This window comes from Rhodococcus sp. G6(2025) (assembly GCF_058628105.1).
Genome location: NZ_CP179750.1, coordinates 3,916,593 through 3,933,137 on the forward strand (window position 1 = coordinate 3,916,593; position 16,545 = coordinate 3,933,137).

15 protein-coding genes are annotated in these 16,545 nt (G+C 68.8%); 11 read left to right on the top strand and 4 right to left on the bottom strand.

What is annotated here, in order from left to right:
* Positions 1–9 precede the first annotated feature (9 nt).
* Both ACLIVD_RS18080 and acnA read right to left on the bottom strand, forming a co-directional pair.
* On the bottom strand, positions 10–576 hold the full coding sequence (locus ACLIVD_RS18080) for a TetR/AcrR family transcriptional regulator (protein WP_009480470.1): 567 nt from the start codon (positions 574–576) through the stop codon (positions 10–12).
* A 203-nt stretch (positions 577–779) separates the two neighbouring features.
* On the bottom strand, positions 780–3,584 hold the full coding sequence (gene acnA / locus ACLIVD_RS18085) for an aconitate hydratase AcnA (RefSeq protein ID WP_491932821.1): 2,805 nt from the start codon (positions 3,582–3,584) through the stop codon (positions 780–782).
* Between the two features lie 305 nt (positions 3,585–3,889).
* Between acnA and ACLIVD_RS18090 the strand changes: the two genes are divergently transcribed.
* The 8 genes from ACLIVD_RS18090 to ACLIVD_RS18125 all read left to right on the top strand — a co-directional run bounded on the left by ACLIVD_RS18090 (position 3,890) and on the right by ACLIVD_RS18125 (position 12,514).
* Positions 3,890–4,495: an Rv1476 family membrane protein gene (locus tag ACLIVD_RS18090; RefSeq protein WP_491932822.1), complete on the top strand. Its 606-nt coding sequence runs from the start codon at positions 3,890–3,892 to the stop codon at positions 4,493–4,495.
* A 381-nt stretch (positions 4,496–4,876) separates the two neighbouring features.
* Positions 4,877–6,376, top strand: coding sequence for an NlpC/P60 family protein (locus ACLIVD_RS18095; RefSeq protein ID WP_491932823.1), 1,500 nt, complete (start codon positions 4,877–4,879; stop codon positions 6,374–6,376).
* Positions 6,377–6,580: 204 nt separating this feature from the next.
* On the top strand, positions 6,581–7,756 hold the full coding sequence (locus tag ACLIVD_RS18100; protein ID WP_280784554.1) for an AAA family ATPase: 1,176 nt from the start codon (positions 6,581–6,583) through the stop codon (positions 7,754–7,756).
* On the top strand, positions 7,753–8,727 hold the full coding sequence (locus tag ACLIVD_RS18105; RefSeq protein ID WP_280784550.1) for a DUF58 domain-containing protein: 975 nt from the start codon (positions 7,753–7,755) through the stop codon (positions 8,725–8,727). Before ACLIVD_RS18100 ends, ACLIVD_RS18105 begins: the two co-directional genes overlap by 4 nt.
* The gene (locus ACLIVD_RS18110; protein ID WP_009480477.1) at positions 8,724–9,704 is read left to right on the top strand and encodes a VWA domain-containing protein; all 981 of its coding nucleotides are present in this window, start codon (positions 8,724–8,726) and stop codon (positions 9,702–9,704) included. Before ACLIVD_RS18105 ends, ACLIVD_RS18110 begins: the two co-directional genes overlap by 4 nt.
* Positions 9,705–9,767: 63 nt before the next feature.
* Positions 9,768–10,517: a 3-oxoacyl-ACP reductase FabG1 gene (gene fabG1, locus ACLIVD_RS18115; RefSeq protein ID WP_005241843.1), complete on the top strand. Its 750-nt coding sequence runs from the start codon at positions 9,768–9,770 to the stop codon at positions 10,515–10,517.
* Between the two features lie 48 nt (positions 10,518–10,565).
* On the top strand, positions 10,566–11,363 hold the full coding sequence (gene inhA, locus ACLIVD_RS18120; RefSeq protein ID WP_005241845.1) for an NADH-dependent enoyl-ACP reductase InhA: 798 nt from the start codon (positions 10,566–10,568) through the stop codon (positions 11,361–11,363).
* A 41-nt stretch (positions 11,364–11,404) separates the two neighbouring features.
* Entirely contained in the window at positions 11,405–12,514 is a 1,110-nt protein-coding gene (locus ACLIVD_RS18125) for a ferrochelatase (protein ID WP_283353666.1), read from the top strand.
* Here the strand turns inward: ACLIVD_RS18125 and ACLIVD_RS18130 are convergent.
* Positions 12,480–13,289 (bottom strand): Rv1486c family protein, encoded by an 810-nt coding sequence (locus tag ACLIVD_RS18130; protein ID WP_280784548.1) that lies wholly within the window; start codon positions 13,287–13,289, stop codon positions 12,480–12,482. The genes ACLIVD_RS18125 and ACLIVD_RS18130 overlap by 35 nt on opposite strands.
* A gap of 67 nt (positions 13,290–13,356) precedes the next feature.
* On the opposite strand from ACLIVD_RS18130, the gene ACLIVD_RS18135 reads away from it, so the two are divergent.
* The 3 genes from ACLIVD_RS18135 to ACLIVD_RS18145 are packed head-to-tail and all read left to right on the top strand — an operon-like array spanning position 13,357 to position 15,839.
* Entirely contained in the window at positions 13,357–14,196 is an 840-nt protein-coding gene (locus tag ACLIVD_RS18135) for a DUF3097 domain-containing protein (protein WP_280784547.1), read from the top strand.
* Positions 14,197–14,204: 8 nt separating this feature from the next.
* On the top strand, positions 14,205–14,636 hold the full coding sequence (locus ACLIVD_RS18140; protein ID WP_005241863.1) for an NfeD family protein: 432 nt from the start codon (positions 14,205–14,207) through the stop codon (positions 14,634–14,636).
* Positions 14,637–15,839 (top strand): SPFH domain-containing protein, encoded by a 1,203-nt coding sequence (locus ACLIVD_RS18145; protein ID WP_280784545.1) that lies wholly within the window; start codon positions 14,637–14,639, stop codon positions 15,837–15,839.
* On the opposite strand, the gene ACLIVD_RS18150 is transcribed toward ACLIVD_RS18145, so the two are convergent.
* Positions 15,820–16,545 carry a thioesterase II family protein gene (locus tag ACLIVD_RS18150; RefSeq protein ID WP_491932824.1) on the bottom strand — a complete coding sequence of 242 codons (726 nt, stop codon included), beginning with the start codon at positions 16,543–16,545 and terminating at the stop codon, positions 15,820–15,822. The two genes, ACLIVD_RS18145 and ACLIVD_RS18150, sit on opposite strands and share 20 nt — an antisense overlap.

The following is a 16,545-nucleotide window of genomic DNA, read 5'->3' on the forward strand; positions in this document are numbered from 1 at the left end:
AGTGCGGTGTCAGTCGCGGCGTCGGACGGATTCCTCGACGAGGTCGAGCACGGCCGACAGGTTGTCGCCGGCGTGCCCGGAGGCGATGCGCGCGACGAGGCCGTCGAGAACCAGGTCCAGGTAGCCGATCAGGACGTCGGTCGGGACGTCGTCGCGGAGGCGGCCCGCGGATTTCTGCCGCGCGAGACGCGCCATGGTCGCCTCGGTGAGTTCCGCCGACCGTTGTGACCAGCTTCTGCGGAAGTCGGGATCGTTCCGCAGCCGTCGGGCGATCTCGAGCCGGGTTCCCAGCCAGTCGAACTGTTCGGGCTGGGCGAGCATGTCCCGCATCACCTGGACGAGGCCCTCGTGGGCGACGACGTCGGCCATCCTGGTCGCGTCCTCGTGGGCGAGCGCCAGGAACAAGCCGTCCTTGTCCTTGAAGTGATGGAAGATCGCCCCGCGTGACAGTCCGGTCACTTCTTCGAGCCGGCGGACGGTGGCACCGTCGTAGCCGTATTCGGCAAAGCAGCGGCGGGCGCCGTCGAGGATCTGACTGCGCCGTGCCGCGAGATGGTCTTCACTGACCTTGGGCAAAGTGCCTCCTTCGTCGGCCTGTGAGTGTTTCGGCCCTCGACATCTGAGGGTCACCGAATGCACGAAGCGCGCACGACCACCTCGATCGGGAACAGCGGAGCTCCCCTGAAACTGGTCGTGCGCGCTTCGTGCCTGCCATGGCCGAAAACACTCACAGGTGCGTAGCGCCTGTGGGCCGAAAGCTCGCACAGGCGCGGTAGCGCCTAGCCCTTGATCATGTTGCGGAGCACGTACTGCAGGATGCCGCCGTTGCGGTAGTAGTCGGCCTCGCCGGGCGTGTCGATGCGCACAACCGCGTCGAAGACGACCTTCTCACCGTTCTCGCGGGTTGCCGTGACCTTGACGGTCTTCGGCGTGACACCCTCGTTCAGCTTCTCGACGCCTTCGATGTCGAAGACCTCGGTGCCGTCCAGCTTCAGCGACGCAGCGGACTCGCCGGCCGGGAACTGCAGCGGCACGACGCCCATGCCGATGAGGTTGGAGCGGTGGATGCGCTCGAACGACTCGGTGATGACGGCCTTGACGCCGAGGAGGCTGGTGCCCTTGGCGGCCCAGTCACGGGACGATCCGGAGCCGTACTCCTTGCCGCCCAGCACGACCAGCGGGATGCCGGCCTTCTGGTAGTTCTGCGACGCGTCGTAGATGAACGCCTGCGGGCCGCCGTCCTGGGTGAAGTCGCGGGTGTAGCCACCGGAGACGTCGTCGAGGAGCTGGTTGCGCAGACGGATGTTCGCGAACGTGCCGCGGATCATCACCTCGTGGTTGCCGCGACGCGAGCCGTAGGAGTTGTAGTCCTTGCGGTCGATGCCGTTCGCGTCCAGGTACTGCGACGCAGGCGTTCCGGCCTTGATGTTGCCTGCCGGGGAGATGTGGTCCGTGGTGACCGAGTCGCCGAGCAGCGCGAGGACGCGGGCGCCCTTGATGTCGCTGACCGGGGTCGGCTCCTTCGGCATGCCGTCGAAGTACGGTGGCTTCCGCACGTAGGTGGAGTTGGCGTCCCACTCGAAGGTCTTGCCCTCCGGGGTGGGCAGTCCACGCCAGCGCTCGTCGCCCTTGAAGACGTCCGCGTAACCCTTGACGTACATCTCCTGGCTGATCGAGGAGTTGATGGTCTCCTGGATCTCCTGGGGAGTGGGCCAGATGTCCTTCAGGAACACGTCGTTGCCGTCGGCGTCCTGGCCGAGGGCGTCGTGCTCGAAGTCGAAGTCCATGGTGCCTGCGAGGGCGTACGCGATGACCAGCGGCGGGGAAGCCAGGTAGTTCATCTTCACGTCGGGGGAGATGCGTCCCTCGAAGTTGCGGTTACCCGACAGCACCGCGGTGGCGGTGAGGTCGTTGTCCTGGATCGCCTGCGAGATCTGCTCGTCCAGCGGGCCGGAGTTGCCGATGCAGGTGGCGCAGCCGTAACCGACGAGGTAGAAGCCGAGCTTCTCCAGGTACGGCCAGAGGCCGGACTTGTTGTAGTAGTCGGTGACGACCTGCGAACCGGGAGCCATGGAGGTCTTGACCCACGGCTTGGCGGACAGGCCCTTCTCGACGGCGTTGCGGGCGAGCAGGGCCGCGCCGAGCATGACCGACGGGTTGGACGTGTTGGTGCAGGAGGTGATCGACGCGATCACGACGGCACCGTGGTCGAGGATGAACTCGCCCTTGTCCTCGGACAGAACCTTGACCGGCTTGGTCGGGCGGCCCTCGGATCCGTTGGCGGCCGACTGCACGTCGACGGCGCCGTCGTCGGCGAACGACAGGGCGGCGGGATCGCTCGCGGGGAACGACTCCTCGACGGCCTCGTCGAGCTGCGAGTGACCCGTGGGGTGGTGCTCCTCCACGTAGTTGTGGATGTCCTTGCGGAACGCGTTCTTCGAGTCCGACAACAGGATTCGGTCCTGCGGGCGCTTCGGGCCTGCAATGGACGGAACCACGTCACCGAGGTCGAGTTCGAGGTACTCGGAGTACTCGGGCTCGTGGTCGGCGTCGTGCCAGAGGCCCTGTTCCTTCGCGTACGCCTCGACGAGTGCGAGCTGCTCCTCGGAGCGGCCGGTGAGGCGGAGGTAGCTGACGGTCTCGGCGTCGATCGGGAAGATCGCGGCGGTGGAACCGAACTCGGGGCTCATGTTGCCGAGCGTCGCGCGGTTGGCCAGCGGAACCTCGGCCACGCCCTTGCCGTAGAACTCGACGAACTTGCCGACGACGCCGTGCTTGCGCAGCATGTCGGTGACGGTGAGGACCACGTCGGTGGCGGTGACGCCGGGCTTGATCTCACCGGTCAGCTTGAAACCGACGACGCGCGGGATCAGCATGGAGACGGGCTGGCCGAGCATGGCGGCCTCGGCCTCGATGCCGCCGACGCCCCAGCCCAGCACGCCCAGGCCGTTGACCATGGTGGTGTGCGAGTCGGTGCCGACGCAGGTGTCGGGGTACGCCTGGCCGTTACGGACCATGATCGTCCGGGCCAGGTGCTCGATGTTGACCTGGTGGACGATGCCGGTGCCCGGGGGGACGACCTTGAAGTCGTCGAACGCGCCCTGGCCCCAGCGGAGGAACTGGTACCGCTCACCGTTGCGGGAGTACTCGATCTCGACGTTGCGCTCGAATGCGTCGGCGCGGCCGGCGACGTCGATGATGACCGAGTGGTCGATGACCATCTCGGCGGGTGCGAGGGGGTTCACCTTGTTCGGGTCGCCGCCGAGTGCGGTGACCGCTTCACGCATGGTGGCGAGGTCCACGATGCAGGGGACGCCGGTGAAGTCCTGCATGATCACGCGGGCAGGCGTGAACTGGATCTCGACGTTCGGGTCGGCCGAGGGATCCCAGCTCGCGATGGCGCGAATGTGGTCGGCGGTGATGTTCGCGCCGTCCTCGGTGCGAAGCAGGTTCTCGGCGAGAACCTTCAGTGCATAGGGCAATTTTTCGGTGCCGGGCACGGCCGAGAGGCGGAAGATCTCGTAGGAGTTCTCACCGACCTCGAGGGTGCCTTTGGCGCCGAACGAATCAATACTCGTGCTCACGTCAGCTCCACTCGTCTATGAGGGTCGCCGCCGACGGGGCTGTGTCGACGGCTGCAGGCACTGCGGGCACGGCTGATCCGTGTGCGCTGTCGTGCTAGCGATGACGGAATCGGCCCATACCGCGGTACCTCCGATAGTCTAACAGTACGCTTGTCCTGTGAGAATTCCGGGGGGATCGAGCATGTACCCCCCGGCGATTCTCCTCGTCCCCGACGCGGGACGCGCGCGGACGGAACGGAACTTCGGGGACTCCTCACGTAGTGTTCACGCGAGGCTTACGTTCCTACAGCAAACCCGGATGAGAGATGCCTGCCCCTATCGCCACCGCACTTCCTGCCAGTGTCATGCTCCCCGTCCAGTCGGCCCTCCCGTTGTCGACGGACCTTCCGGAAGACATCGACGTCTCCGACGTGGTCGCGGACGTGTCCGACGACGGCGTGTCGGCGCCGTCCGACGAGGCGAGTGAACTCGCCGCCGTGGTCGACCGCGCCGCCGACCACGGGATCAAGCTGAGCATCGTGGTGCTGGACGAGGATCCCGGCCGCGATTCGCAGCTGCGCGACCTCGCGACCGAGGTCGGGGCGGAAGAGGGCGGCACCGTTCTGGTGCTGAGTCCCAGCTGGGTCGGCACGTACAGCGATTCGATCAGCCGGGTCCTGCTCGAATCGGGTCAGGACCGCACCTACACCGGCGATGCGGTGGTCTCCGCCAATCACTTCGTCGACGAGGTGATCGAGCCGGGACCCCCGTGGGCCCTGATCACGGCCGTCATCATCGCGATCGTCGTGATCGCGTCGGCCGCCACGTTCTTCGCGAAATCGCGCCGGGCGTCCGGATCGCGTGACGACACTGCGGAAAAGGGCGACAACGCCGCGGGGGCCGGCACGTCGTACGAGCGACAGAAGCCCTGACGCCTGCCGAATTTCCGGGATAACTCGGCGGCAATTTCACGATTCGCCCGACTGTGGCCGCTGCCTGCGTCGATGCGCGTAAATAGCGCCGACGATTCACAGTTCGACATTTCCGCTGGTCAAATTACTCATGTGTTATTTGTGACTAAAGTTTCCATAGAGTCCGGAAGTGTCGTACGGTGCATTTGGCGCTCTTGGGGAAGAAGTGTCGCAGGCTGGTGATTGACGTCCAAAGTGACGACGATCCGGCGTATGTCGGTGTCGCCGACGCATGGGAAGGTGTGGCTGCCGCAAATTTCTCCCCACGACGAGCACGGCGCGGTGTGCGTGATCGGTGCAGAACCGAGGGAGAGAGTTGTGAAGCGACAAGCACGAGCTGGAGTGGGGCACCGTAGCTTCTCCCGCGGGCACACTCGCACGGCGCGCCTCCTGATCGGATTGGGCATCGTCGGAGCCCTGGTCGGCAGCACACCCGGCCTGGCCGCAGCCGTACCGCCCCCGCCACCGAATCCGTCCGACAACGACATCGCGCAGGCCCAGACCCAGGTGTCGGCGGGCCTCGGGCAGGTCAGCGAACTGATCAACCAGGTCGCCTCCGCGGATCAGCAGCTCGCTCAGCTCGACAACGAGGTCGCCATCAAGCGCGAGGACGTGAACCGGGCTCTGGTCGATCTGCAGAACGCCCGCAGCGCCGCCGATCTGGCGGCCAGTGTGGTCGGGGCCTCGCAGCAGGCGCTGCGCGACGCCGGGGCGCAGATCGAACTCGCGCAGAGAGATTTCGACAAGTACGCCCGGTCGAGCTACACGCAGGGCACCAACGTCTCCTCGATCTCGACGTACCTGGGCGCCCAGGGGCCCGGCGACGTCCTGGATCGCGCGCAGGTTCTGAAACTCCTGGCCACCAGCCAGAACGCGGTGCTCGAGGGTCTGCAGCGGGCACGGACCGCGCAGGCCAACAAGGATTCCGCGGCACGCGAGGCCAAGCAGCAGGCGGACGTGGCCGCCGACCAGGCCGCGGCGAAGAAGTCGCTCGCGGAGCAGGCGATCGCGATCGCCCGTTCGGCGCTGCAGGATCAGGCTGCCAAGAAGGCGCAGATCGAGAGCAACCGCGCCGCCGCCCAGGCCCAGCTCGACGCCGCCCGCGGGAACGTCGCGGGGCTGCAGGGGCAGCGTGAGGCGTACGCGACGTGGGAGGAGCAGAAACGCGCCGAGGACGCGCAGAAGGCGGCCATCGCCGCCGCGGCCCGGGAAGCCGCGACACAGGCCGCCGCGCGGGTCGCCGCCAACGAGGCGGCTCGACAGCGCGCCGCGGAACTCGCCGCGGGGCAGCGCGCGCACACCACGATCGAGGAGGACTCGGAGGACGAGGACTCCGACTACTCCGCGGACGGTGGGACGACCACACCGAAGTCCACCCCCAAGTCGAAACCGTCGACCAGCGGTGAGGACCTGACCGGCAGCGAGGCCATCGAGACCGTCATCGACCGGGGTCTGTCCCAGATCGGTGTGGAGTACGCGTGGGGCGGCGGCGACGAGAACGGCCCGACCCTCGGCATCCGCGACGGCGGTGTCGCCGACAGTTACGGCGACTTCAACAAGGTCGGTTTCGACTGCTCCGGCCTGATGATCTATGCGTTCGCCGGGATCGGCATCTCCCTGCCCCACTACACCGGGTATCAGTACACCGCGGGCGAGCAGGTTCCCTCGGAGGAGATGCAGCGCGGCGACATGATCTTCTGGGGCCCGAACGCCAGCCAGCACGTCGCCCTGTATCTCGGAAACGACGAAATGCTGGAGGCCCCGCAGTCCGGATCGACCGTCCAGATCTCCCCGGTGCGATGGGATGGCATGACCCCTTACGCTGTCCGTATGGTGTCGTGATCCATGATGTCGATGAAGTAGTCCGCAGTGCGGATCGTGCTTGGTTGCGGCGGGGGTTGCTTGCACCTGGAATAGTTGAGCAAGTACGTGAACGGGCGGAACGATCTAGGTGAAAGCGGTGGATTCTTGGTGACCTCACGTGATGATGCGGTATCGGAGGGTGCAGCCCGGAAGGAGTCGCCCGCGAAGGCCGCTCCCGAAGGTGTGAAGAACGGGGGTGCGGCCAACGGATCGGGTCCCCAGAACGTCACCGCGCCGAATGCACCCTCACAGAACACGGGCACGCAGAGCGCGACGACGAAGACGGTCGCGCCCAATCTCGCCGCCGACGTCCAGACGCTGGAACGCGCGATCTACGAGGTCAAGCGCGTGATCGTCGGGCAGGACCGGCTCGTGGAGCGGATCCTGGTCGGTCTGCTCGCGAAAGGGCACGTGCTGCTCGAGGGTGTGCCCGGTGTCGCGAAGACCCTGGCCGTCGAGACGTTCGCGAAGGTGGTCGGCGGATCCTTCTCGCGTGTCCAGTTCACCCCCGACCTGGTGCCCACCGACCTGATCGGTACGCGCATCTACCGGCAGGGGCGTGAGGAGTTCGACACCGAACTCGGACCCGTCGTCGCGAACTTCGTGCTCGCCGACGAGATCAACCGCGCGCCGGCGAAGGTGCAGTCGGCGTTGCTCGAGGTGATGGCCGAGCGGCACGTCTCGATCGGCGGCAAGCGGTACCACATGCCCGACCCGTTCCTGGTGATGGCGACGCAGAACCCGATCGAGAACGAGGGGGTGTACCCGCTGCCGGAGGCGCAGCGCGACCGCTTCCTGTTCAAGATCCTCGTCGACTACCCGACGGTGGAGGAGGAGCGCGAGATCGTCTACCGGATGGGTGTCGATGCGCCGGAACCCCACCAGGTCCTCGATCCCGAGGAGCTCGTCCGCCTGCAGAAGGTCGCGAGCGGTGTCTTCGTGCACCACGCGCTGGTCGACTACGTGGTGCGGGTCATCGCGGCCACGCGCACGCCGGCCGAGTTCGGTCTCCCCGAGGTCGACGGCTGGATCGCGTACGGCGCGTCGCCGCGCGCGACGCTGGGCATCATCTCCTCGGCCCGGGCGCTGGCGTTGCTGCGCGGGCGTGACTATGTGGTGCCGCAGGACGTGCTCGAGGTGATCCCGGACGTGCTGCGTCACCGTCTCGTGCTGTCCTACGACGCTCTCGCCGACGAGGTCAGCCCGGACGACGTCATCTCCCGCGTGCTGCAGACCGTGGGTCTGCCGCAGATCGCCGCACAGCCGACGACGGTCCCGGCCGCTCCCGCCGGTCACCACGGACCGCCCGTCCCGTCCACGTCGGTGCCCGGACCGACGGCGATGAGCCAGCCACGGTGAGTGCGCGTACCGCCGGTGCGCAGAGTTCCGGCCCGCCGCCGTCGTTTCGCTCCGGCGAACTCCGTGATCCCAAACTGTCCGCCGCGCTGCGGACGCTGGAACTGACCGTCCGCCGCCGCCTCGACGGGGTGCTGCACGGCGACCATCTTGGCCTGATCCCGGGCCCGGGCTCCGAACCCGGTGATGCCCGCGAGTACCAGCCGGGTGACGACGTGCGTCAGATGGACTGGTCGGTGACCGCCCGGACGACGCACCCGCACGTCCGGCAGTCGGTGGCCGACCGGGAACTCGAGACGTGGCTCGTCGTCGACCTGTCGTCGAGCCTCGACTTCGGTACCGCCGGCTGCGAGAAGCGGGACCTCGTGGTGGCGGCTGCCGCCGCCGTCACGCACCTGACCAGCGGCGGCGGGAACCGGATCGGGGCGATCGTCTCGACCGGCGCCCAGACCACCCGGATCCCGGCCCGCGGCGGCCGCATCCACGCGCAGGCGATGCTGCGTCAGATCGCGACCACCCCGCACGCCCCGGACGGGGTGCGGGGCGACCTGCAGGGTGCGGTGGAGTCGTTGCGCCGACCCCAGCGTCGCCGCGGTCTGGCCGTCGTCATCAGTGACTTCCTGGGGCCGATCGACTGGGAGCGGTCGCTGCGGGCGATCTCCGGCCGCCACGACGTACTCGGGGTCGAGGTGCTCGACCCGCGAGATCTGGAATTACCCGACATGGGGGATGTAGTGCTGCACGATCCGGAGTCCGGACGGACCCGCGAGTTCACGACCACACCGCAACTGCGCGCCGACTTCGCGCGGGCCGCCGACGAGCACCGCCTGCAGGTGGAGCAGTCGTTGCGGCGCTGCGGCGCCCCGCTGCTCAGTCTGCGGACCGACCGGGACTGGATCTCGGATGTCGTGCGGTTCGTGTCCGCCCGGAAGCACAGTTACGGGACCGCGACGAACCAGAGGTCCCGCCGGTGAGCCTTTCCCAGTTCACCTCACCGTGGTGGCTGCTGTTCCTCCTGGTCGTCGTGGCATTGGTCGCGGGATACGTGTGGGTGCAGCGTCAGCGGCAGAAGCACACCCTCCGGTTCACCAACTTCGCGCTCCTCGAGAAGGTGGCGCCGTCGCGGCCGGGCCGGGCCCGGCACATTCCGGCGCTGCTCATGGTGCTGGCGCTGGTGTTCTTCAGCGTGGCGCTGGCCGGACCGACGGAGGACAAGCGGGTTCCGCGGAACCGGGCCACCGTGATCCTCGTCATCGACGTGTCGTTGTCGATGAAGGCGACCGACGTGGAACCGACCCGGCTGGCCGCGGCGCAGGACGCCGCGAAGTCGTTCGCCGACGGGCTCACCCCCGGCATCAACCTCGGTCTCGTCGCGTTCGCAGGCACGGCCTCGGTGCTGGTGTCGCCGACCACCAACCGGGAGGCGTCGAAGGTGGCGATCGACAATCTGCAGTTGAGCGAGCGGACCGCCACCGGTGAGGCGATCTTCACCTCGCTGCAGTCGATCGACACCCTGGCCGCGGTGCTCGGCGGCAGTGATCAGGCGCCGCCCGCCCGCATCGTGCTGCTCTCGGACGGCAAGCAGACGGTCCCCGAGAACCCGGACGATCCGCGCGGCGGATTCACCGCCGCCCGGCAGGCGAAGGACAAGGACGTCCCCATCTCGACGATCTCGTTCGGCACCAGCTACGGCAAGGTCGAGATCGAGGACGAACGCATCCCCGTGCCCGTCGACGATCCGTCGCTGCGGGAGATCGCGAATCTCTCCGGGGGCAGCTTCTTCACGGCGTCGAGCCTGGAGGAACTGCGCGACGTCTACGACACCCTCGAGGAGCAGATCGGTTTCGAGACCACCCGCGGCGACGCCAGCCGCCCTTGGCTCGTGCTCGGTGTCCTGTCCGCCACGGCGGGGCTGATCCTCGCGCTGGTCCTGCGTCAACGGCTGCCGTGATCTGCGTTCCACCGCGGCCCCGCGCTTCCACTCCCGCACATCTGAACAGATAGGTTGATCCCCATGTCTACCCCACAAACTACTGACGCGTCAGTTAGGACGGTGTCCACTCCCCGGTCGGTGCTCGTCACCGGCGGCAACCGCGGGATCGGCCTCGCTGTCGCGCAGCGCCTCGCGGCGGACGGCCACAAGGTCGCGGTCACGCACCGCGGCTCGGGTGCGCCCGACGGGCTGTTCGGCGTCCAGTGCGACGTCACCGACACCGAGTCGGTCGACCGCGCCTTCAAAGAGGTGGAAGCGCACCAGGGTCCCGTCGAGGTTCTCGTCGCGAACGCCGGCATCACCGACGACACACTGATCATGCGGATGACCGAGGAGCAGTTCACCTCCGTCGTCGACGCCAACCTGACCGGCGCGTTCCGCGTCGCGAAGCGGGCCACGCGGTCGATGCTGCGGGCGCGGTTCGGCCGGTTCGTGTTCCTCGGGTCGGTCGTCGGTCTGGCCGGTGGTCCCGGCCAGGTGAACTACGCGGCGTCGAAGGCCGGTGTGGTCGGCATCGCGCGGTCGCTGACCCGTGAGCTCGGTTCCCGGTCGATCACCGCGAACGTGGTGGCCCCGGGATTCATCGACACCGACATGACCGCGGTCCTCGACGACAAGTACAAGGACATGATCACCGGCGCGGTTCCGCTGCAGCGGCAGGGCAAGCCCGAGGAGGTCGCCGCGGTGGTGAGCTTCCTGGCCTCCGACGATTCCGCCTACGTCTCCGGCGCGGTGATCCCCGTCGACGGCGGCCTCGGCATGGGCCACTAGCTCTCCCCACCCCACTTCCCGGACTTTTTCTTCACAGGAGGACACCTCATGGGCGGATTGCTCGAAGGTAAGACCATTCTCGTCACCGGCATCATCACGGACGCGTCCATCGCGTTCCACGTCGCCAAGGTCGCCCAGGAACAGGGCGCCAAGGTGATCATCACCGGCTTCGACCGTCTCCGGCTGATCGACCGCATCGCGCAGCGCCTGCCGCAGCCGGTGCCGCCGGCGCTGGAACTGGACGTGCAGAACCCGGAGCACCTCGCGAGCCTCGCCGACCGCATCCGGGAGATCGCGCCCGAGGGTGTCGACGGCGTCGTGCACTCCATCGCGTTCGCGCCGCGGTCCTGCCTGGGCAGCCCGTTCTTCGACGCACCGTGGTCGGATGTGGGAGTGGCGTTCGAGGTCTCCGCCTACTCGTACGCGTCGCTGTCGAAGGCGCTGCTGCCGGTGCTGAACGACAACGCGTCGATCGTCGGCATGGACTTCGATCCCGCGCGCGCGGTGCCGTTCTACAACTGGATGGGCGTCGCCAAGGCGACGCTCGAGTCGGTGAACCGGTATGTCGCCAAGGAGGTCGGCGAACGCGGTATCCGCTCGAACCTCGTCGCGGCCGGCCCGATCAAGACCCTCGCCGCCAAGGCCATCGCCGGTACCGCCACCGACGACGCCAAGCAGATGAACGAACTGAACACGGCGTGGGACGAGCGCGCGCCCATCGGCTGGAACGTCGACGACCCGGAGCCGGTCGCGAAGACCGTGTGCACCGTGCTGTCCGACTGGCTTCCCGGCACCACCGCGTCGATCATCTACGTCGACGGTGGCGCCCACGCGATGGCCGGCTAGGGCACTACCCGGGGAGTGTGCCCCGAACGGCACCGCGGAAGATGGGGATCATGATCGCTGCGAATTCGACGGACGGTTCCGGTTCCCGGTTCGATGCCCTTCTCGTGTTGTCGTTCGGGGGTCCGGAGCAGCCCGCCGACGTGCGCCCGTTCCTGGAGAACGTCACCCGGGGCCGGGGGGTGCCGCCCGAACGTCTGGACGCGGTTGCCGAGCACTACCTGCATTTCGGGGGTGTGTCGCCGATCAACGCCCTCAATCGCGACATCATCTCCCGCGTCGAATCCGAATTGGCAAGCGCCGGAATGGATCTGCCCGTCTATTTCGGTAACCGGAACTGGCATCCGATGGTCGAGGACACCGTCGCCCGGATGGGCGCGGACGGGGTGCGGTCCGCCCTCGTGTTCCCGACCTCGGCGTGGGGCGGGTACTCGGGCTGCAGGCAGTACCACGAGGACGTCGCCCGGGCGCGGACCGCGGCCGGGGACGGGGCACCGCACCTGCTGAAGCTGCGGCAGTACTACGACCACCCGCTGCTGATCGGGGCGTTCGCCGACGCCGTCCGCGAGGCCGCGGCGCAGCTCCCCGCCGGGCGCCGGGCCGACGCCCGCCTGGTGTTCACCGCGCATTCCGTGCCGGTGTCCGCGGACGTCAACGCGGGACCGCCCACGGAGGGCGGTCATCTCTACAGCCGGCAGGTGGCCGAGGCGGCCCGCCTCACCGCCCGCGCCGCCGGCTTCGACGACTTCGACCTGGTGTGGCAGTCCCGGTCCGGGCCACCCCAGGTGCCGTGGCTCGAACCGGACATCTGCGACCACCTGGACGCCCTCGCCGGCCGCGGGGTGGGCGCGGTGATCGTGTGCCCGGTGGGATTCGTGTCCGATCACCTCGAGGTGGTGTGGGATCTCGACACCGAGGCCCGGGACAGGGCGGCCGAACTCGGCATCGACTTCGTACGCGCGGCCACCCCCGGAACGGATCGGCGGTTCGCGGAACTCGTCGTCGCACTCGTGGCCGAGCAACTGGCCGGCGCACCCGCCGCGCGGCTCGGTTCCGAGCCGCTGCTCGGTTCGACCCTCGACGGTCGGTCCTGCGCGATCGACTGCTGCAAGGCCGTGGTCAGGCCGTCAGGCCGTCCCGCGCACACGCATTGACGGCGGCGGTGCGCGCCGAGCGCACCGCCGACCGCAGCGGCCGCAGTAGGTCCTCGAGCGTGGCCGCACCCGACGCGGACACGGTGCGCGCGGGGGCCATCTGCTCGGCGACCGTGAGAATCGCGGCCACCTGATCGGCCGAGTCCAGGATCCGCAGCGCCCGCGGGGCGATCGTCGTCGGATACCGGTGCCGCGCGGACTGCGCCAGCGCGTCGGCGATCAGCGCGCGCGGGTCGGCGCCGAAACCGGAATCGAGCATGTGCAGCGCCTCGAGCGCGGCCGCGGCGTCCCGCACCGCCTGCCGCATCGTGAACTCGGCCTCACCCAGCCCGGTGTGGTGGGCGTCGAGGGGAAGCCGCTCGATCGTCGACACCGTCCAGCGCAGCACGTCCGGACCCTCGACGTGCGGGACCAGCCCCGTTCCGGACCGGCCGGGCGGTCCGACGAGCACACCCTCGCCCGCACTGATCGCGGCGGACGCGAACTCGGTGCCCGCGGGAAGCCCGCGCACGTCGCCCGGCCCGGGCAGCACCAGCCGGATCTCGGTCTCGGGCTGCGACACGGAGCGGCGCATCGTCTGCAGCAGCGCCGTCACCCCGGCGTCCTGCGGATGGGGCCACGGCAGCCCGGTGCGGCCTGCCGTCCCCTCGTCCTCGGCGCAGGCGAGATGCATCGGCGCCCACGCGTGGAGGGCGTCGATGACGTCGTCGGGTGCACTGTTCCCGGCGAGCCAGGAACTGGCCCACACGGTGAGAGTGGCGCTGGGTGAAGTCACGATAAACGAGCATATGTCGGCGTGGCGGCGTGTGCGTAACGGCGCCGCTGGCATAGCGTCAGCGCCCGTGAGCGGAGGCGACAGATACGGCGACATCTTTTCCGGACACCCACGCGCGCGGAAGCCCGTGACGCCGACGGTCCCGGCCGAGCGGGACCTGGTGGTCGAGGACGCCGGCACCGGTTTCTGCGGGGCGGTGGTCGGGTTCGAGCGCACCTACGACGGCGATTTCGTCCGCCTCGAGGACGGGGCGCGGCGCACCCGGTTGTTCGCGATGCGCGAGGCGGCGTTCCTGATCGACGGGAAACCGGTCACCCTGGTCCGCCCGGCGGCCAAGCCCGCCGGACCGGCCACCACCCGATCGGCGTCGGGATCCACCAAGGTGGAGGGGCTGCGGGCCCGGACGGCGCTGGCGAGCCGGATCTGGGTGGAGGGCGTGCACGACGCCGCCCTCGTGGAACGGGTGTGGGGGCACGACCTGCGCGTCGAAGGTGTCGTCGTCGAGCACCTCGAGGGTCTCGACAATCTCGGGGAGCGGCTCGCCGAATTCCGGCCTGGCCCCGGACGGCGCGTCGGTGTCCTCGTCGATCACCTCGTCACCGGATCGAAGGAGACGCAGCTGACCCAGGGACTCGGTCCGAATGTGCTCGTGACCGGGCACCCGTTCATCGACGTGTGGGAGGCGGTCCGCCCGTCGGCGGTGGGCATCGAGGCGTGGCCGAAGATCCCGCGCGGTGAGGACTGGAAGACCGGGGTGTGCCGCGAATTGGGGTGGGGGACACCGCGCGACGGCTGGCGCCGGGTCTATTCGGCCGTCAACACGTTCCGGGACCTGGAGGCACCGCTGATCGGGGCGGTCGAACAGCTGGTCGACTTCGTCACCGTCGGTTCCGGAGATTCTGGTTAGATGGTGTTGTGGCTGCATTGATTTGGCTGGTAGCGGGGGTGCTGCTCGCCGCCGCGGAAGCGTTGACGGGGGATTTCTTCCTCCTCATGCTGGCGGGCGGTGCGCTGGCCACGGCCGGGGTCACCGCGATCACCGACTTCCCGGTCTGGGTCGACGCGGTGATCTTCGGGGTGCTGTCCCTCGCCCTGATCCTCGGGGTGCGGCCGGTGTTGTTGCGTAAGTTCGAGACCCCGCCGCCGACCCCGACCGGGATCGAGGCCCTGACCGGCAAGCAGGCCCTGGTGCTCGAGGAGGTCGCCGAACACGCGGGGCAGATCAAGCTCGGCGGCGACGTCTGGACGGCCCGCCCGCTCGACAGCACGGAAGTGTATCCACCGGGAACGACCGTGACGGTAATGCAAATTGACGGCGCGACCGCCGTCGTATGGAGGGGACCGTAGATGGCAGCGCTCATCGTGTTGATCGTGCTCGTGTTGTTCGTCGCCCTGGTGGTGGCCAAATCGGTGGCGCTGGTGCCGCAGGCCGAGGCCGCGGTGATCGAGCGACTGGGCCGGTACGCGCGGACCGTGTCGGGCCAGCTGACGTTCCTGATCCCCTTCGCGGACCGCATCCGGGCCAAGGTGGACCTGCGGGAACGGGTGGTGTCGTTCCCGCCGCAGCCGGTGATCACCCAGGACAACCTGACACTGAACATCGACACCGTCGTGTACTTCCAGGTCACCAACCCGCAGGCCGCGGTGTACGAGATCAGCAACTACATCGTCGGTGTCGAGCAGTTGACCACCACCACGCTGCGCAACGTCGTCGGCGGGATGACGCTGGAGGAGACGCTCACCTCCCGTGACTCCATCAACGGGCAGCTGCGTGGCGTGCTGGACGAGGCCACCGGCCGGTGGGGTCTGCGCGTGGCCCGGGTCGAACTCAAGAGCATCGATCCGCCGCCGTCGATCCAGGAGTCGATGGAGAAGCAGATGAAGGCGGACCGCGAGAAGCGGGCCACCATCCTCACCGCCGAGGGGCACCGGGAGTCGGCCATCAAGACGGCGGAGGGCGACAAGCAGTCCCGCATCCTCGCCGCGGAGGGCGCGAAGCAGGCGTCGATCCTCACCGCGGAGGGTGAGCGGCAGTCCCGCATCCTGCGGGCGCAGGGTGACCGGGCGGCGAAGTACCTGCAGGCGCAGGGGCAGGCGAAGGCGATCGAAAAGGTGTTCGCCGCAATCAAATCCGGCAAGCCCACCCCCGAACTCCTCGCCTACCAGTATCTGCAGACGCTGCCGCAGATGGCGCAGGGCGACGCGAACAAGGTGTGGCTGGTGCCCAGCGACTTCGGTGACGCCCTCAAGGGGTTCGCGAAGACCCTCGGCGCGCAGGGGCAGGACGGGGTGTTCCGGTACGAACCGTCCACCACGGAGGAGGATCTGCCCAAGCCCGAGGACGATTCGGAAGAGGTCGCCGACTGGTTCGAGACCAAGTCCGACCCGGCCATCGCGCAGGCCGTCCGCGCCGCCGAGGTCGAGGCACGTCGTCCAGTTGACGGTCCGGGACCGCTCGCGAACCCCGGTGGCGCCGACGAGCATCCGCCGCTGGATCCGGGGGGAGCGCCCGGGCAGCTGCCGCCGCCCGTCACCCCGCCGGGACAGTAGCGGCGTACCGGCGCAGCACCGGCCGGAGCACACGGAAGAGTTGTTCGGGTGTGTGCTCGAGGTAGAAGTGATCGCCCGTCATGATGCGCACCTCGCGCAGCTCGGTGGTGTGCCGATCCCAGGCGCGGAGATCCCGCTCGCCGACCAGCGGATCGGCGTCCGCGCCGAGCACGTGCGTCGAACAGGGAAGCGGCGGGTCTGCGGGATCGCGGTACCCGGTGCAGAGGCGCAGATCGTCGCGCAGTGCGGGGAGGCAGTGGTCCCGCCATGCCGGCCGGGCCGGGAGGTCGGCGGGCAGACCGCCCGTGGCGCGCAGCAACTCGATCAGGGCCGGGTCGTCCAGGTCGTCGACCGGCGGCAGCGGCGAGGGCAGGTGCGGCGCCGAGTACGCGGACAGCAGCAGCGCCCGCGGGAGCGGGCGCCCGGCCGCGCGCCGGCGACACGCGAGCCGGTACGCCACCAGCGCACCCATGCTGTGCCCGAAGAAGACGTGCGGCTGCGTGAGCGGTTCGGCGAGTTCGGACTCGAGTGCGGTGACGAGGGACTCGACGTCGGTGAATCCGGCCTCGCCGGCACGGCTCTCCCGGCCGGGCACGTGCACGGGCCACACCGACACGTGCGGGCTCAGGGCGCGGTGCCAGTGCCGGTACGTCGAGGGTCCGCCGCCGGCGTGGGGGAAGCAGAACAGCAGGAGGGGGCCGGGCAC

Coding starts and splice junctions, on each gene's coding strand:
- ACLIVD_RS18090 (WP_491932822.1), top strand. CDS start 3,890: ATGCCTGCCCCTATCGCCACCGCACTTCCTGCCAGTGTCATGCTCCCC.
- fabG1 (WP_005241843.1), top strand. CDS start 9,768: ATGTCTACCCCACAAACTACTGACGCGTCAGTTAGGACGGTGTCCACT.
- inhA (WP_005241845.1), top strand. CDS start 10,566: ATGGGCGGATTGCTCGAAGGTAAGACCATTCTCGTCACCGGCATCATC.
- ACLIVD_RS18125 (WP_283353666.1), top strand. CDS start 11,405: ATGGGGATCATGATCGCTGCGAATTCGACGGACGGTTCCGGTTCCCGG.
- ACLIVD_RS18145 (WP_280784545.1), top strand. CDS start 14,637: ATGGCAGCGCTCATCGTGTTGATCGTGCTCGTGTTGTTCGTCGCCCTG.